12 protein-coding genes are annotated in these 17,467 nt (G+C 37.4%); 10 read left to right on the forward strand and 2 right to left on the reverse strand.

Annotated elements, in window-relative coordinates; genetic code table 11:
* Positions 1-176 precede the first annotated feature (176 nt).
* Positions 177-1,400, reverse strand: a complete 1,224-nt coding sequence (locus tag QM491_RS08910; RefSeq protein ID WP_283327155.1) for an MFS transporter — start codon at positions 1,398-1,400, stop codon at positions 177-179.
* A gap of 29 nt (positions 1,401-1,429) precedes the next feature.
* Positions 1,430-2,020: a TetR/AcrR family transcriptional regulator gene (locus QM491_RS08915; RefSeq protein ID WP_283327156.1), complete on the reverse strand. Its 591-nt coding sequence runs from the start codon at positions 2,018-2,020 to the stop codon at positions 1,430-1,432.
* Positions 2,021-2,260: 240 nt separating this feature from the next.
* Between QM491_RS08915 and QM491_RS08920 the strand changes: the two genes are divergently transcribed.
* From QM491_RS08920 to QM491_RS08965, 10 genes are all read left to right on the forward strand, one after another.
* Positions 2,261-3,352 carry a helix-turn-helix domain-containing protein gene (locus QM491_RS08920; RefSeq protein ID WP_283327157.1) on the forward strand — a complete coding sequence of 364 codons (1,092 nt, stop codon included), beginning with the start codon at positions 2,261-2,263 and terminating at the stop codon, positions 3,350-3,352.
* 88 nt (positions 3,353-3,440) lie between these two features.
* A complete protein-coding gene (locus QM491_RS08925; RefSeq protein WP_283327158.1) occupies positions 3,441-4,484 on the forward strand; it encodes a hypothetical protein in 1,044 nt (347 codons plus the stop codon).
* A gap of 201 nt (positions 4,485-4,685) precedes the next feature.
* Complete coding sequence (locus QM491_RS08930; RefSeq protein WP_283327159.1) at positions 4,686-6,083, forward strand: Gfo/Idh/MocA family protein; 1,398 nt, start codon at positions 4,686-4,688, stop codon at positions 6,081-6,083.
* Positions 6,084-6,156: 73 nt separating this feature from the next.
* On the forward strand, positions 6,157-7,515 hold the full coding sequence (locus tag QM491_RS08935) for a putative oxidoreductase C-terminal domain-containing protein (RefSeq protein WP_283327160.1): 1,359 nt from the start codon (positions 6,157-6,159) through the stop codon (positions 7,513-7,515).
* Between the two features lie 34 nt (positions 7,516-7,549).
* Positions 7,550-8,677 carry a Gfo/Idh/MocA family protein gene (locus QM491_RS08940; protein WP_283327161.1) on the forward strand — a complete coding sequence of 376 codons (1,128 nt, stop codon included), beginning with the start codon at positions 7,550-7,552 and terminating at the stop codon, positions 8,675-8,677.
* 504 nt (positions 8,678-9,181) lie between these two features.
* Complete coding sequence (locus QM491_RS08945) at positions 9,182-9,736, forward strand: RNA polymerase sigma-70 factor (protein ID WP_283327162.1); 555 nt, start codon at positions 9,182-9,184, stop codon at positions 9,734-9,736.
* A gap of 52 nt (positions 9,737-9,788) precedes the next feature.
* Positions 9,789-10,784, forward strand: coding sequence for a FecR family protein (locus tag QM491_RS08950; RefSeq protein WP_283327163.1), 996 nt, complete (start codon positions 9,789-9,791; stop codon positions 10,782-10,784).
* A gap of 122 nt (positions 10,785-10,906) precedes the next feature.
* A complete protein-coding gene (locus QM491_RS08955; RefSeq protein ID WP_283327164.1) occupies positions 10,907-14,263 on the forward strand; it encodes a TonB-dependent receptor in 3,357 nt (1,118 codons plus the stop codon).
* A gap of 71 nt (positions 14,264-14,334) precedes the next feature.
* On the forward strand, positions 14,335-15,918 hold the full coding sequence (locus QM491_RS08960) for a RagB/SusD family nutrient uptake outer membrane protein (protein ID WP_283327165.1): 1,584 nt from the start codon (positions 14,335-14,337) through the stop codon (positions 15,916-15,918).
* 292 nt (positions 15,919-16,210) lie between these two features.
* Entirely contained in the window at positions 16,211-17,335 is a 1,125-nt protein-coding gene (locus QM491_RS08965; protein ID WP_283327166.1) for an acyltransferase family protein, read from the forward strand.
* Positions 17,336-17,467 lie beyond the last annotated feature (132 nt).

The raw sequence follows: 17,467 nt of genomic DNA on the forward strand, positions 1-17,467 counted from the left end.
ATGACTCACTGAAAATACGACTTTGACGAATCTCGTATTTTGTACTTTTCCCAGTTTTAGATTTTGAAGTTGCCATTATTTGTTGCTTTTTGAGGGCAACCTATTTTAGGCAAGGACAAGTTTTAATTCACAACTCACAACTCATAATTCAACTCTAACCCCTGACCCCTCACAACCTATTTTGCTTCTTTATTTTTGACAAAATTATCAACCCATTTCATCAAAATAACAGAAATGACCATACTAGCGATTACGGTATATCCCAACCAATCATAACGTTCTAAATGCCCATCTGGAGCTTTTACGACGATTGCACCTGCTAATAAAGAAGCCAAACCACCCGAAATTTGTTGAATCGAAGAGTTGACACTCATAAAAGCACCCCTATCTTCAAGGTTTGGCACCGAAGTCATTAAGGCAGAAGCAGAAATCATACGAGAAGAAATCCCTGCGAACATAATCACATTGATAACCATGATGATTTGTAGGGGAGTTGTTCCAAGATTACAGAAAATACCCACTAATAATGAGCTAATAGCAGAACCAATTACAAACATATTGTATTTGCCAAAACGGTCGCTTAACTTACCAATCATTGGACCGAAAAATAGTGCTGCAACGCCAGTAACTGCATATAGTATAGGAAGTTGTTCGAGGGTAAGTCCCAAGTTTTTTGTGCTAAATGCACTACCAAAAGGCATCAACATAAAACCACCAGTAGCCAATAAAACGGTACTTGAAAAAGCTCTTAAATAATGAGGTTTTGATACCGTATGGAATAGATGTACAAAAGGATTACCATCTTTTTGATAAGCCAAATGTTGTGTGAGAGGTTGCATTTTTACCAAAATGATAATACCCACCAAGATTCCTACTATGACTATCATCCAAAAAGGCGCATGCCAATCATACATATTAGCGAGTTGCAATCCAATAGGCAAGCCTAATACCTGACTCGCCGCAAATGACATTTGTACAAATCCCATGACACGTCCGCGAACCTCAGATTTGAAAATATCCGAAATAACGGCAACCGACACCGAGCCAATCACACCGCCAAAAATACCTGTGAAAATACGAGCAGCCATCAATAACTCATACGTTGGTGCCATCGCACAAAATGCCGTACCAATTAAAAAGCCAACATAGAAAAATAAAAGAAACTTTTTACGGTCAAACTTATCGGCAAAACCCGCTGCTAACAGCCCAGAAGCACCAGCACTAAAGGCATAGGCAGAAACCACTAAACCAAATTGTTGAGGCGTAATATGAAGTTCTGGCATGAGGATAGCACCCAAAGGCGACAATACCATAAAGTCCAGAACGACAGTGAATTGAATAAAAGATAAAACCGCTATCATGAATTTTTGATAGGGCGTAAAGATTTGTGTTTGTTCCATGGAGATAGATAATTGTATAAAGAGAAATATTAGGGTTTAAGAGATTTGATGACTTGATTAAAAGTCATTCGCATGATTTCCTCCGTAAGCACGAATGGTTCGCCTGCCATATTATGCCCATCTTGGGCATAATGAATTAATTGATAGAGAGGTGCAAATGCCAAAGTCCAGAAAACTTCTTTGGGTAAAGGGATTAATTCACCTTTTTCGATAGCTCTTTTTAAGAATTTGGTCATATTGTTTCTAAAGGCTTGGAAATATTCTTGACTAAGTTTTTTCTTGTAAGGAGAGTTTCGAAACTGCTCAATAAAGGCGGCGGCTACCGGATTTTCAAGCACATATTTGGCTCTATTTTTCCATTGTTTCCACAATCCATCTTCAAACGAATCTTCAAAATCAAAACCCTCAAAAGTGACTTCATGTATTTTTTGCCCAACCTCTATGCCTAATTGCATAATAAGGTCTTCTTTGTTTTGAAAATAGATATACAAAGTGGCAGGAGAAACATTGGCAGCCTTGGCAAGTTTGTGCATACTAAAGCCATTAAAGCCTTCCTCAACCAATAATTCAAGGGCTTTTGTTCTGACCAATTGTTCTTTTTGTTCATCTCTTAATCTCATGCTACAAATATAAATGAACATTTGTTTATTTATAAATCTATAAGAAGGATTTATTTTTAAAAGAGTCAACTAAAAGAAAAATATTGTCAGATTATTCTTCTCAATGGTCGTTTCCAAAATATTTACTCTGTGTTAAATATCCCTTTTTTGACTAAAAAGCATCTCTATTTTTAGCAGATTTTTGTATTTTCCCAGCTCAGTTTTATTTTAAACTAAATTTCCTTTTTTAAATACACTTTTATGATTCATTCTTTGGCTGCTGGGTGCTTTATTATTTTGGCGTTTATCGTTATTATTAACCCTCCTGCACACAATACAAAAGCGAAATATTGGTTTAGTGGGTTTTTGTTTTGTGTAGGATTGGGCTTAACAGAAAGAGATTTGTACCAACAAAATCCTGATTTTGTTGTTTTGAGTGAATGTAGTCGTTTTTTAATTGCACCTTTTTTATACTTTAGCATTGTTTATTTCACCAAGCCGAAATTCTTGTTTTCAATTTATGACTCCCTTCATTTTATTCCGTTTATAATCTTTAGTTTTTTTGCCATTGCTTTTTTGATTCAACATGAATATCCTCTTAGTTTGCCTGCGCAATTCAGTAGATACTTTGGTTTTTTTCTATCGTTGTCCCTAAAGCTTCAGATTTTAATTTATTGGGGATACTCTTTCTTTTTGTTAAGAAAGCATAGAAGAGATATTCAATTATTTTCAACAGAGACTAAGCAAGTAAATCTCAATTGGCTAACGAATATGTTGTATATAATTTTGGTAATTATTGTGATAGCGATACTAAGCGCAGGATTTACTCATTTACCTATATATCATTATCTACCAATTATTTACTGTTTATGCTCAGGATTTATCGCTTACTATATTATTCCTCAGAAAGAAATTTATCCATTTCCAGAAACGGTTAAAGCCGAAATTCAAGAAATTATTGAAGTTACATCGTCCAAAAAAAGCTCAATAGCCCGTTTAAGTGAAGCAGAAATGGCATTTCTGAAAACGAAGTTGGAGATAATTATGGAGCAGGAAAAACCCTATCTACAAAGCGATATTAACCTATTTCAATTGGCTGAACATCTTAACATTTCTACACATGACTTATCTTTTTTACTCAATACAGGGCTATCCATCAATTTCAATGATTATATCAATAATTATAGAATCAATGAAGCTAAAAGGCTTTTGAAATCTCCTAAACATACCCATTTAAGTATTGAAGGTATTGGCTATGAATCGGGATTTAGTTCGAAATCATCGTTTTTTAATAGCTTCAAAAAGATTGTTGGGCTTTCTCCTTTAGCATTCAAAAAAATAGGTATGCCTTAAAAACTTGATTTTTTGGTTCAAATGGATAATTCTGAACTCTGGGTTGAGGTGTTGTCGATAGTTTTGACAAACTAAACTTTAAAAGAATATGCGTTTTATCCAAAAAATCATGCTATCTATTATTTCAGGATTGGTAGTAGCAAAAGTATTAAGTCGAATCGGACTTGCTTGTTTTAAATTTGTCCCATCTTCCATTATCATTTCTATAAGTATTATTTTTCTACTTACTTATGTATTTTATTTCATTAGAAAGGCTAAAAAAGAGTTGGACTTCAGTAAGCTTTATAAGATCCAACTCGCCATGCTGTGTGGAGTCGTTGCCTTTGACTTGATTACTTTTGGTTGGCAAAAAATTTACCATCTACAATTTATTGTTCCCTTGGGTATGCTAGACTTGCCCTTTAGTGAGGTCGATGATGTTTCGTTGATGTGGGCATTTTTTGGACATTCATATCCCTTCACCGTTACGATTGGTCTTCTCCAAATGCTGGGCTCGTTTTTACTACTTTTTTCCAAAACCAGACTTCTCGGTGTTTTTATGCTGTTACCCATTCTTGTGACTATTTTAAATATTGACATTTTCTATCATTTAGACATGGGTGTAATTCTTCATGCCCTCATGTTAATTATGGCGTTGCTTTATCTGGGTTTTCAAGATTTTGAACAGCTACAAAATTTCTTCTTTAATCAAAAATTGAATATTTCAGATTTGTTAGACCTGAACCAGACTATTAAGATAGGGACTCGTGTTGTAATCCTATTTTTACCTTTGGTCTTCGTTTTATTGAGATTACCCATAGATAAAAACCCACAGTTGACAGGGAAATATCAAGTTCAAACAATCAAAATAAATGATGTGAATACTACGGCAAAATCACCTTACGACAGCACGTTGACAAGAGTTTATTTTGACATAGGAAATGATATTGTATTTGATTTTAATACAACAGAAAGAAGATACATAGGCACTTATCAATTGAAAAATAATCAGATAGAGGCAAAATGGCGTTATCCCAGCAAGGACTTACCAATATTTAGAGGTAAAATTAGCACAGTAAGAAACCAACTATTACTTGTAGGAAAAATGGGAAAAGTTTCTTTGGAAATACACCTAAAACCTTTTAAACGTTAGTTTCGTACTCACATTAGCGTTTGAAAGCCCAAAAAAAGTTGTTGGAAATAGGTTTTCAACAACTTTTTGGCGCTTCATTAATAATTTTTTGACTCCGCTTCTTACAATTTTTCCCTTTCATATTAATATTTCGAGTAAAAAATTACGGCTTGCTGGCTTTCATGATTAAAATCTCCCAAACACAATAATCCTATTTTAATCATGAATGAAAAAAAAGAAAATGGAATGAGCCGCAGAGGCTTTCTCGACCTATCCATTAAATCAACCTTAGCAACTACTGCTGTTATCTCAGGATTTCCGACAATTGTTCCCGCTTCAGTTTTTGGCAAAAATGCACCTAGTAATCGCATTACCATTGGTGCAATCGGGACTGGTCGTATCTCGCGAGGACATGATATGCCTGGGGTTTGGAAGTTTGATAATGCCCAAATCATTGCCGTTTGTGATGTAGATAGCAACCGTGCTAAACTTGCCAAAGATTTGGTAGTTGATACTTATTCAAAGAAAAATGGAAAACCTTACGATGGTGTAAATGTTTACACCGATTATCGTGAATTGCTTAATAACAAAGATATTGACGCCGTTTTGGTCAGTACCCCTGACCACTGGCATGCGCCAATCGTTATTAGTTCAGTGCGTGCTGGTAAAGATGTGTATATGCAAAAGCCTGCTTCCTTGACTATTGCAGAGGGTAGAGCCATGGCGGATGCCGTAAAACAAACCAAGAGAATTGTACAAGTTGGTAGCCAACAACGTTCGAGTTGGCAGTTTAGATACGCCGCCGAATTAGTAAGAAATGGTAGAATTGGCGAACTCAAAACAGTATATGTTGGACTTCCTGGTGACCCAGGCGGCGATGTAGAACCACAAATGCCGATTCCTTTAAATCTAAATTATGATATGTGGCTGGGCACAACACCAGACGTTTATTATACCGAAAAACGTGTACATCCACAGGTAGGTTTTGACCGTCCGGGTTGGTTGCGTTGTGAGCAGTTTGGGGCAGGAATGATTACAGGTTGGGGTTCTCACCATATCGACTGTGCTCACTGGGCCATGAATATGGAGCATTCTGGACCTGTGGAAGTATGGGGACGTGCTGATTTTCCGAAAAGCGGTTTGTGGGATGTTCACGGTATTTTTAGAACCGAAGCCATGTATGCAAATGGCGTGAAAATGATAGTTACCAACGAAATCGCCAACGGTATTCGATTCGAGGGAACGGAAGGTTGGATTTTCGTCTCTCGTGGCGATGCCTCTGTAACTGCTTCAGATCCTATTGCCAAACAACAAGCTGCTAAAGCAATCGATGCGAGTAATCCAAAAATTTTAGAATCGGTGATTGGTTCAAACGAGATTCATTTAACAGAAAGTAAAGACCATCATGGCAACTGGTTGGAAAGTGTTATTTCAAGAAAAGACCCAATTGCTCCAGCTGAAATCGGTCACCGCTCATGTAGTGCTTGTTTGTTGCACCATGCAGCCATGAAACTCAAACGTCGTTTGTATTGGGACCCTAAAAAGGAGAAATTTATAAATGACCCAGAAGCCAATAGTCTTTTATCACGACCACAGAGAGCAGCATACGCAGTGAGATAATGCAATTGTAGAGACGCAATGCTTTGCGTCTCTATCAAACATTATAAAAAACATTTATATAAAATTTTCAAGAATGAAAAAGAGATACTTGTTAGCTGCCTTTTTGATGGCAGGATTTTCTCAAACTTTTGCTCAGAAAACAGAGCAAATAAAATTGCTTACCCTAGACCCTGGGCATTTTCATGCTGCATTAGTACAAAAAAATATGTTTCCCAATGTAAGTTCAGAGGTGAAGGTTTATGCACCACAAGGGAAGGATCTTGATATGCACTTGGCTCGTATCAATGGCTATAATACCCGTGCCCAAAACCCTACTGCTTGGAAAGAAATCCTTTATACTTCGCCAGATTTTTTTGAAAAAATGGTTCAAGAAAAAGCGGGTAATGTGGTGGTAATGGCAGGAAATAACAAAAAGAAAACGGAGTATATCAAAAAAGCCATTGATGCAGGATTTAATGTTTTGGCGGATAAACCTATGGTAATCGATCCTCAAAACTTTGATATGTTGAAAGCCGCATTTGAGTCTGCTAAGAAACAGGGTGTGTTGCTATACGACATCATGACTGAGCGCTCAGAGATTACTACAATGCTTCAAAGAGAGTTTTCGATGGATGCGTCGGTTTTCGGAACGCTACAGAAAGGAACGCCTGATAATCCTGCGGTAACTAAAGAAAGTGTTCACCATTTTTGGAAATATGTTTCTGGAAGTGTGCTCACTCGTCCAGCTTGGTTTATGGATGTAGCGCAGCAAGGTGAAGGTATTGTGGATGTCAACACTCACTTGGTGGATTTGATTCAGTGGGAGTGTTTTCCTGAACAAATTATTGATTATAAGAAGGAAATAAAAGTAAATAGTGCCAAACGTTGGGCGACCGATATGACTTTAGCTCAGTTTAAGGATATTACTCAACTCGAACAGTTTCCTGATTATTTGAAAAAAGATGTAAAAGGAGATGTTTTAAAGGTTTATTCAAACGGCGAAATCAATTACACCATCAGAGGAGTACATGCCAAAGCTTCTGTAACTTGGGCTTACAAAGCGCCAGAAGGCGGTGGTGATACGCATTACTCGATTATGAGAGGTACCAAATCAAATTTGGTAATTCGTCAGGGGGCTGAACAAAAATATCAACCTGTTTTGTATATCGAGCCAGCGAAAAACGTTATTGATTTTGAACAAAAATTGACAAAAGCTGTCGAAAAAGTTGCTCAAAAATTCCCAGGAATCAGTATCCAAAAAAATGAGAAAGGATGGGAGCTTGTCATTCCAGATAAATACAAAGATGGTCATGAAGCACATTTTGGTTTGGTAGCACAACGCTATATGCAATACCTGAAGGATGGTAAATTGCCCGTTTGGGAAGTACCTAATATGTTGGCTAAATATTACACGACAACAGAGGCTTTGAAACTTGCCCAAAAATCTAAATAATTTTAGTGAAAATCCCCTAATAAATATCATAATCATGCAGAATAATAGAAGAGAATTTATAAGAAATACATTCGGTACAGCCGCTGGGATTGTGCTTGCAAATCAGGTTGCCACTGCAACAAATACTTCAAGTGTAGAACCTGTTTTTGCAGAACCAAGAATCAAATTTGCGGTGATTGGTATGAACCATGGGCATATTTATGGTCAAGTAGAGGCTGTTATCCGAGGAGGGGGACAGTTGGTCGCTTTTTATGCCAAAGAGGCTGATTTGTTGGCTGCGTTTGCCAAACGCTATCCCAACGCTAAACAGGCAAGTTCCGAAGCGGAGATTTTAAATGATAAGTCTATTCACTTGGTATTAAGCTCTGCAATTGCCAATGAGCGCGCGCCTTTGGGGATTCGTGTCATGAAATCAGGCAAAGATTTTATGTCAGACAAACCAGGCATTACGACCCTTGAGCAATTGGCGGAAGTGCGCAAAGTACAGAAAGAAACCAAAAGGATTTATTCGATTTTATTTAGCGAACGCTTTGAAAATAAGGCAACTGTAAAAGCTGGGGAACTGGTAAAAGCTGGTGCTATTGGTCGTGTTATTCAAACTATTGGTATGGGGCCACACCGTATTAGCTTATCTACTCGCCCAGCGTGGTTCTTCAATAAAGAACAATTCGGCGGTATTCTTTGTGATATTGCTTCACACCAATTTGACCAATTTTTATTCTTTACAGGTTCAACAAAAGCAGAAATTGTAACCTCACAAGTTGGTAACGTAAACCATCCACAGTATCCTAATTTTGAAGATTTTGGCGATGTAATGGTAAAGGGCGATAAAGGGACTGGCTATGTTCGGGTAGACTGGTTTTCACCAGATGGACTCAAAACTTGGGGTGATGGTCGCTTGACAATCCTAGGAACTGAAGGATATATTGAAATTCGTAAAAATATTGACATTGCTGGAAAAGAAGGCGGGAATCACTTGTTCTTGGTCAATAATAAAGAAACTGTACATATCGACTGCAATGACGTGGAATTACCTTATGGTCGTCTTTTGGTAGATGACGTCGTAAATCGTACTGAAACTGCCATGTCACAAGAACATTGTTTCTTGACTTCGGAGCTTGCTATCAAAGCACAGAAGTATGCTAAACAGTTGAGTATTTAGTTAAAGTAATAAAGGTTCAAAGGCACAAAGTGGTGAAGGGTTTTGGATAAAAACTCAATCATTTTGTGCCTTTTTCAATTTCTGAACTATAACTATTGGCTTTGAGACTTGGATAAATAATAAATGACTAGCTCAGGACTTAGTCTTGGACTCTTTTTTTAACAGTTTTGAAACTGAGGCAATAACTATTAAACTCTCGAAGTAGTTATCGGTAAGTTTTCCAAATTATCTGCGTGTATTACAACATTAAAGCTTAAAGAGTAAACTGTATTTTTCAAAGAATTAATAAAATAGTTTGAATATCGCTTCCTTGCCTTATCTTTGTGGTAATTCCCTCCAAATCATTCTTTTGCTTCAAGAAAATACACCTTTTTTAAGGATAAAATCACCTTCTTCTATTCAACCTGTGAAAATTGAAATATAAACTTTCAAAGAATATTTAAAATCAATTAGGGATTTTACTGACTTGTTTGACTATACAGTAATATACCCTGAATCGAATTTATGAAATATAAAAAGTTAACGGATGAACAATTAGTTGTCCAAATTATGGAGGATAACAAGTATGCCTTTGAGGAGGTATATCACCGTTATTGGTACAAGCTTTTTGGTGTAGCATATCACGAAATTGGCACTCGTGAAGAGGCCGAAGAACTCGTTCACGACTTATTCGAAAGCCTTTGGAATCGTCGGCATCAGCTTAATATCCGCATGTTGAGCGCCTATCTGGTTGTGTCCATCAAGCACCTGAGTACCAATTATATCAAGTCCCAAATCACTAACCGCAAGTTTCAGGAGTATCTTATTTTCAACGAAATAAGACAATCTCATGCAACAGAAGAAGTAGTTCATTTCTCCGAACTATCCGACGCTGTAGAGGAGGCGATGAAAAAGCTTCCAGAAAAAACTTGTGAAGTGTTTAGAATGAGCCGTTTCGAAAATCAATCTGTGAAAGAGATTGCCGTTCAGTTGAATTTGTCAGAAAAGGCTGTCGAATATCATATTACAAAATCCCTCAAATTGTTGAGAGAAAACTTAAAAGCATATCAGCAAACATAATCTAAATCTGTTTGGAAAACACCTAGTGTTATTTCATTAGCCATTTACTATCATGAATCAATTTGAATTTGACCAATTACTCGAAAAATATCTGAACGGGGAATGTACCCCCGAAGAGATTGTTTTTGTAGAGCAATGGTCTGACAATATGCTTTCGATAGCCTCAGCTCCCTTGAGTGCTAGCGAACAACAAAACTTAGAAAAACAACTTTGGGAGCGTATTCAGCAGTCGATAGGGATTAAACCTTTCAAGTGGAAAATCTGGACTGCCGCAGCCACCGTTCTGATTTGTGTAGGACTGGCGCTGAAGTGGTACGCTTGGCAAGATAGCCCCGAACAGCTTATTCGCCAATCCATAGCGACTAGCAACTGGGGAGTAATTGACTTAACAAACCACTCGTCGACCGTACAGAAAGTCACGCTTGAGGATGGTAGTGTGGTACAACTCAATCCTAACAGTACGATTTCATATCCAGAACATTTTGGACTAAAAACAAGAACCGTTTATCTAAAAGGAGAAGCTTTTTTCAACATCAAACGCAATCCTGCTAAACCTTTTGTGGTACATACAGGCGATTTGGTTACGGAAGTGCTTGGAACAAGTTTTACCATCAAATCTTACGAAAATTCCAAATCTATTGAGGTATTGGTTCGAACAGGAAAAGTATCGGTTTACGAACGGAAAAACGAAGAAAAACAAAAGCGCAATGGGGTCATTTTGACACCCAATCAAAAAGTAGTTTTTGTCAAAGATTCCCGAAAAATCATCCCAAGCTTAGTAGAAGAACCTGTTGTAATTGTTCCACCTGTACAACTGACACAATTTATTTTTGAAGAAACGCCCTTAGCTCAGGTGCTGCAACACCTAAAGCAAGCCTACATGATAGATTTTGAGATAGAGAGCGACGCATTTGAGAATTGTGTTTTTACGGGCGACCTCAACGAACTGCCGCTTCATACCCAACTCGACCTTGTTTGTAAAGCCGTAAATGCTAATTATGAACAGAGAGGAACTGTCATATTTCTCTATGGTACAGGTTGTAAATAAAGAAAAACCGACAGTGCAATAACACTGTCGGTCGCATACCTTGTTCGAACTGCAATTCGAACCCACTGCAATGGGTACCAAGGTGTGTTTTTATCCAGTCACAGTTAAAAACAATTAAAATTATGAAAAAAAACGTACTATTTAAAAAGATTCTCTCCGAAGCAATGCGAATCACCTTGACCCAGCTATTGCTGTCGTTTGTTTTTTGTGGGATAACCCTCGCAAACGATGCTTTTTCTCAAGAAGTACTCAATAAGAGTATTTCGTTAAGACCCGAAACAATCTCTGTTAAAAAAGCTTTATCTCAAATCGAGCGTCTTGCTGATGTTCGTTTTGTGTACAGTCCCAATCTTATACAATCAGAAAGAAAAGTAAGTCTTTCTTTCGAAAATAACCGTCTTTCGACTGTTCTCAATGAGTTTTTGACACCATTGCATATTTCTTATGAAGTGGTGGGTAATCGTATTGTTTTAAGTAAAAAAGAAGCAGAAATTACTCTACCAACCAATGTTACCAAAGAACTCCCAAACGTAGTAAACGCCGATATAAACGTAACAGGACAAGTAACTGACGAAAAAGGTCAGCCTTTGACTGGTGTATCGGTGTTGGTAAAAGGTAGTACACGTGGTACAACATCGGATGCCAATGGTAATTTTAGAATTGCAGTGCCAGACAACGATGCCGTGTTGATTTTCTCATTTGTGGGATATAAAAAACAAGAAGTAAGTGTAGCTGGAAGAAGCAAAATTATGCTTTCATTACTGCCAGAAAATCAAAACTTGGAGGAGGTTGTAGTAGTAGGTTATGGTACACAATCTCGTAAAAACTTGGTTTCTGCGGTAACAACGATTAAGCCAGAAGAATTAAATAAAGGAGCTATTTCGGATGTAGGTCAATTATTACAAGGTAAAGTACCAGGCTTGAATATCACTCGTAGCGGTGACCCAAACCGTTCGGCAGCAATTATTTTGCGTGGTGCCTCTACACTTCGCGATGGTGCTCAATCGCCTCTATTTGTGGTTGATGGTGTACCAGGCGCAGATATTTCTTTGATTGCCCCTGACGATATCGCTTCTATGGATGTGTTGAAAGATGCCGCTGCTACCGCTATTTATGGTAACCGTGCTTCAAACGGGGTAATTATGGTAACTACCAAGCGTGCAAGTAAAGGGCAAATGCAGGTTTCGTATGGCGCTTACATGGCGGTAGATAAAGTTTCGAATAAATACGAAATGATGGATGCCAACCAATTAAAAAACTTCTTGACAGCCAACGGACAGGCTTTGACTCCTGAGGATGCTCAAGGTGCAAATACCAATTGGCAAGATGCAGTACAACGCAAAGAGGCTTTTTCTCAAAACCATAATTTATCTTTTGGTGGTGGAACCGAAAATACGGTTTATAATGCAAGTATCAACTATTTCAATCAACAAGGTATTATTAAATCTTCTGGATTAAGTCGTGTGGTAGCTCGTTTGTCGATTGAACAAAAAGCCATGAATGACAAATTGAAGTTTGGTTTATCGGTTACAAACTCAATGAGTGATGCAGATTGGGTTCCTTACAGAAATACGGTTCTTGCACAAATGTTGACATATTTACCAACTGTACCTATCAAAAACGCAAATGGTACTTGGTATGATAATTTTACTAAAAGTAACTACTACAACCCTGTTTCATTAATCGAAAATGGAACGGAAAAATTGAAGTATAAAAGCTTAGTTGGAACCTTCTTTACACAGGTGAAGTTACCGCTTGGTTTGACGTATGATTTGAAATTATCATACCAAAACTTCCAAACAAATTACGGTGCGTATTACAATAGTTACTATACGCAATACTATAATAATATCCGTAGTACTCCAGAACCTCCTGGCAACCCGTCTTTTATTAACTTGGTTGGTACAAATGGTTTTGCTACTCGTAACGCTTATGAAAACCGTCAGAGTTTGTTAGAAACCTATTTGACTTGGGATAAACAATTTGGTGATCACTCAATCAACGCAGTTGTTGGGTATTCTTGGCAAGAAAGTATCAATGGCGATGGTTTTCAGTCGACAAGTACCAACTTCCCAGTTGATGCCGTAAGTTACAACAATTTAGGAATGGGTAACCCGTATGCAGTGCCTTCATTTAGAGTGAATTATGGAGGAGATAACTATCAGCAAATCCGTTTGATTTCTGATTTTGGTCGTTTGAATTATAACTACAAAAACAAATACTTAGTCCAAGCATCTGTTCGTCGCGATGGTTCTTCGGTATTTGGAGCAAACAAACGTTGGGGGTATTTCCCATCAGTAGGTTTGGCTTGGAGAGTTGATAATGAGCCATTCATGGAAAATCAAAAGATTTTTGATGAACTAAAACTTCGTGTAAGTTATGGTGTAACAGGTAACTCGTTGGGCTTTAGTCCATATACCACCAAATTAATTTATGGTAATGTTGGTACGTTCTATTACAACGGAAGCCAACAGTCTGCTATTGGGGCATTGCAAAACGAAAACCCAGATTTAGGTTGGGAAAAAACCGCTACTTCAAATATTGGTGTTGACTTTGCCGTGGCAAAAGGTCGTTTAAGTGGTACATTGGAAGTATATGACAAAACTACCTCAGACTTGATTTGGACGTATCCCGTAAGTACTGTACTTTATCCAAATGGCTCTTTGACAGCAAACGTAGGTAAAATGAGCAACAAAGGTGCTGAATTGACCTTGAATTTTAGTGCGATAAAAACTAAAAACTTCTCTTGGAATACAACCTTGAACTTGGCTCATAACCGTAACAAAATCGAAAGCCTTTCTAACTCAACTTTGAAAACTGACTCAGTGAAAATTGTTCAACCTGATGGTGGTGGTCAAACAGGTGAAACAGTTCAGGCAATCGTTGCAGGTATGCCAATCGGACAATTCTATACTTATGAATATGCAGGAAAAGACGCCAACGGTGTTTCTCAATATTACAAAGCGAATGGAGAGTTGACTACTCGTCCTGAGATTGGTAAAGACTATCGTATGTTGGGTAATGCGCAGCCAAAATTGTTGTTAGGTTGGACTAACTCATTTACCTACAAAAACTTCGACTTGAATGTATTCTTCCGCTCGGTGCTTGGAAACAAAATCATGAATGTAACCCGCGCAGATTTGTATAGACCAAGTACTGCTCGATTTACAAACATTCCTGTAGAAGTGGCAAGTGAATCTGCGGCAGATTATAACTCATACCGTTACTCATCAAGATTCATTGAAGATGGTTCATATCTACGTTTAGATAACGCAACGTTGGCTTACACTTTCAAAAATTTAGGTAAAAATTTCAAAAGAGTACGTGTTTATACCTCTGTAAACAACCTTTTTGTAATTACCAGTTACAAAGGTATCGACCCAGAAATCAACCAAGGTGGCCTTGCACCAGGGGTAGACGCCAACAACTTCTATCCAAAAACTAGAACCTTTTTGTTTGGGGTAAATGCGTCTTTTTAATTTACCTCTTAAAGATTTCTTGAAAAATGGTCATACATAGAGTTTTAGACTCAATTCAAATATTGAAAACAATGAAAAGATATTTTAATATATTCCTACTATTTTTTGGTGCTATCGGGCTGTATTCCTGCCATGATTTGGACGTGCCAGTAACAACACAACTTACTCCCGACGTATTTCCTCAAACTCCAGCACAATTTGTTCAAGCTGCAGGTCCGACTTATAATAGTTTTCGTCAAAGTTTTGCTGTTGAATATTGGTTTCTTCAGTCATTGAGTACCGATGAGGCTATTTTACCTGCCCGTGGAGGTAACTGGTACGACGGAGGTCGTTATGAACAACACCATAAACACACATGGAATCGTGATAACGCCCATGTTCAAGGTACTTGGAACTGGCTGACGTCTACAATCTCAATTAGTAATCAAAACATTTATTTGATTTCTAAAGCACCAGAATCAGATGCGAAAAAAACGTCTATTGCTGAACTACGCTCTATGCGTGCATTATGCTATTTTATGATGATGGATTTATGGGGTAATGTGCCAGTAACTACCCAATTTGGAGATACTACCACGGCTCGTACCACAGCTCGTGCTGACGTTTTTAAGTTTATTGAGAAAGAGCTGAACGAAAGTATCCCAAATCTAAGCGAAGTAGTTGGACAAGAAACTTATGGTCGTCCTACGAAATTTACTGCTTATGCCATTTTAGCAAAAATGTATCTGAATGCTGAAGTTTACACTGGTACTGCTCGTTGGAATGATGCTATCGCAGCATGTGATAAAATTATCAGTTCAGGTAAGTTTGCTTTAGAATCCGACTACAGAAAGATGTTCTTTATCAACAACGGACCACAAATCAAGGAGTTTATTTATGCGATACCTTATGACGCATCTGCGCCAAATGGTTATATGTTTTATGCTCGCTATGCTCTCCCAAGATCTTTGCGTGCCAAATATACTTTGCCATTTACGCCTAGTTCGGCTTGCAGTACTTTGCCTGAGTTTTATGCTTATTTCAATGATTCAAAAGACCTAAGAAATCAACAGTGGATTACGGGTAAACAGTTTGACTATAAAGGTAATCCTGTAATGGTGAGTACAACTAAGCAAGGTTATGATGAGGATTATAAAGGTGCAGACGCCTCGGTAGCGCTAACGTATCAGGTAGATATTACGCCAAATGTTGTGATTAAAAATGCAGCTAGTTTTGATTTAGGGAATGACGAAAAAGCTTGGAATATGGGCTATCGTAACAACAAATTCTATTGCGATTCTACTTCAGCAACCCGTAACCAAAATAATGACGTACCTATTTTCCGTTATGCCGACGTATTGTTGATGAAAGCTGAAGCTATCTTAAGAGGTGGAACTGCTACAAACGGGCAAACTGCCTTGGGTCTAGTAAATGAATTGCGTTCAAAACGTACTACTTCGCCTGCGTGGACTTCGGTAACATTACAAGCCGTGTACGAAGAGCGTTCTCGTGAGTTTACATGGGAAACTTGGCATAGAAATGATATGATTCGTTACGGGAAATATGAAGATAAATGGGGCGTAAAAACCGATAACGATGTACGAAAAAGATTATTCCCTATACCAACAAATGCGTTGCAGGTTAACAGACTATTAACGCAAAACCCTGGATATTAGGTATTCATGTAAAATTGTGAGTCATTACTGGAATTGTAATATCGGATTTAGGATTTCTGATTTCGGAACTATTGAATTAATAGGATTAACTAAGTCAGGTGATATATCCGACATCCACAGTCACAAACGGTTAACTCTCAATTCTACAATAAAACTTTACAAAATTTTCACATTGCCAAAGCCAAAAACTTTGGCAATGTGTGTAAATAGGGGTTGCAATGTTTGATTGAGTAGATTTTAAAGAAAACTGTTTTTAACAGTATGGAATAATACTTTGATAAATCCCTTCTTTATGCAAAAAAAACGACTTGATTCATTAGATGCTTTGCGTGGGTTTGATATGTTCTTTATTATTGGTGGTGAAGCATTTATCCACACATGGGCAACATATTCTAATTGGCGACCTATCGTTTGGATGTCTTCTCAACTACATCACAGTGATTGGAATGGACTCACTTTTTATGATTGTATATTCCCTCTATTTATCTTCATTGCTGGGTTTTCGATGCCATTAAGTTTTGAAAGTCAAATTCAAAAACTGACGCAACTTTCACATCCTAATCCCCAATCAAAAATCTTATTTCATCTGCTGAAAAGAACGCTAATTCTTATTTTATTGGGTGTTGTGGTAAATGGCTTTTTTAAGTTTCAAGGATATGAAAATACACGTATTGCCAGCGTACTAGGGCGTATTGCATTGGCGTGTTTAGGAGCAGGAGTTTTGGTGCTTTACACTTCAGTTCGAACACAGATCATTGCTTTTGTCTCGATATTAGTGGGCTATTTTTTACTGGTAAGATTTTACCCTGTTCCAGATTTTGGCGTATTTGATTTTACCAAAGAAGGAAATGTGACAGCGTATTTTGACCGACTTTTTTTACCAGGAAAATTACATCGTAAAGTGTATGATCCAGAAGGAATTCTTTCCACGATTCCTGCAATTTGCAATGCGTTGATGGGTGCATTTACAGCTCGTTTTTTATTGAAAAATCCTTTAAAATTAGATTCTAACCGACTTTTGGGAGCAATGTTTTTTATTGGAGGAGGATTAATTGTAGCGGCTGAATTATGGGCATTGATATTCCCAATCAATAAAATAGTTTGGACATCCTCTTTCGTTTTGATAACAGGAGGTATCAGTATATGGTTTTTGACATTCTTCTATTGGTTTGTCGATGTAATGGGTTTCAAAAAGGTCGTTCAACCCTTTATTTGGATTGGTACTAACTCCATTACGATATATTTGGCTGTGCATAATATCATCAATTTTGAGTCTACGGCGCATTATTTTTTAGATGGAATGCTACAAAATTCTACGATTGATGCACAAAACTTCGGAATTGCTTCAGGCGTATTATGTTTGCAAGTAGCGGGTTTATATTTTTTATATAGAAATAAATTATTCTTAAAAATATAGGTTATAAGTATTAATGCTGAATTTTGAGTGGAGAATTGTGAATGTAAAATTCAAATTATTGAAGCTGTTTAAACTTTTCAGAAAACAGATTTTATGGAGTAGTAAAGATTAGATAAATAGTATATCGGAGGT

Origin of the sequence: Flectobacillus longus (assembly GCF_030056705.1) — a bacterium.
GTDB classification, from domain to species: domain Bacteria; phylum Bacteroidota; class Bacteroidia; order Cytophagales; family Spirosomataceae; genus Flectobacillus; species Flectobacillus longus.

Coding starts and splice junctions, on each gene's coding strand:
- QM491_RS08910 (WP_283327155.1), bottom strand. CDS start 1,400: ATGGAACAAACACAAATCTTTACGCCCTATCAAAAATTCATGATAGCG.
- QM491_RS08960 (WP_283327165.1), top strand. CDS start 14,335: ATGAAAAGATATTTTAATATATTCCTACTATTTTTTGGTGCTATCGGG.
- QM491_RS08925 (WP_283327158.1), top strand. CDS start 3,441: ATGCGTTTTATCCAAAAAATCATGCTATCTATTATTTCAGGATTGGTA.
- QM491_RS08950 (WP_283327163.1), top strand. CDS start 9,789: ATGAATCAATTTGAATTTGACCAATTACTCGAAAAATATCTGAACGGG.
- QM491_RS08915 (WP_283327156.1), bottom strand. CDS start 2,020: ATGAGATTAAGAGATGAACAAAAAGAACAATTGGTCAGAACAAAAGCC.
- QM491_RS08945 (WP_283327162.1), top strand. CDS start 9,182: ATGAAATATAAAAAGTTAACGGATGAACAATTAGTTGTCCAAATTATG.
- QM491_RS08935 (WP_283327160.1), top strand. CDS start 6,157: ATGAAAAAGAGATACTTGTTAGCTGCCTTTTTGATGGCAGGATTTTCT.
- QM491_RS08955 (WP_283327164.1), top strand. CDS start 10,907: ATGAAAAAAAACGTACTATTTAAAAAGATTCTCTCCGAAGCAATGCGA.
- QM491_RS08930 (WP_283327159.1), top strand. CDS start 4,686: ATGAATGAAAAAAAAGAAAATGGAATGAGCCGCAGAGGCTTTCTCGAC.
- QM491_RS08965 (WP_283327166.1), top strand. CDS start 16,211: ATGCAAAAAAAACGACTTGATTCATTAGATGCTTTGCGTGGGTTTGAT.
- QM491_RS08920 (WP_283327157.1), top strand. CDS start 2,261: ATGATTCATTCTTTGGCTGCTGGGTGCTTTATTATTTTGGCGTTTATC.
- QM491_RS08940 (WP_283327161.1), top strand. CDS start 7,550: ATGCAGAATAATAGAAGAGAATTTATAAGAAATACATTCGGTACAGCC.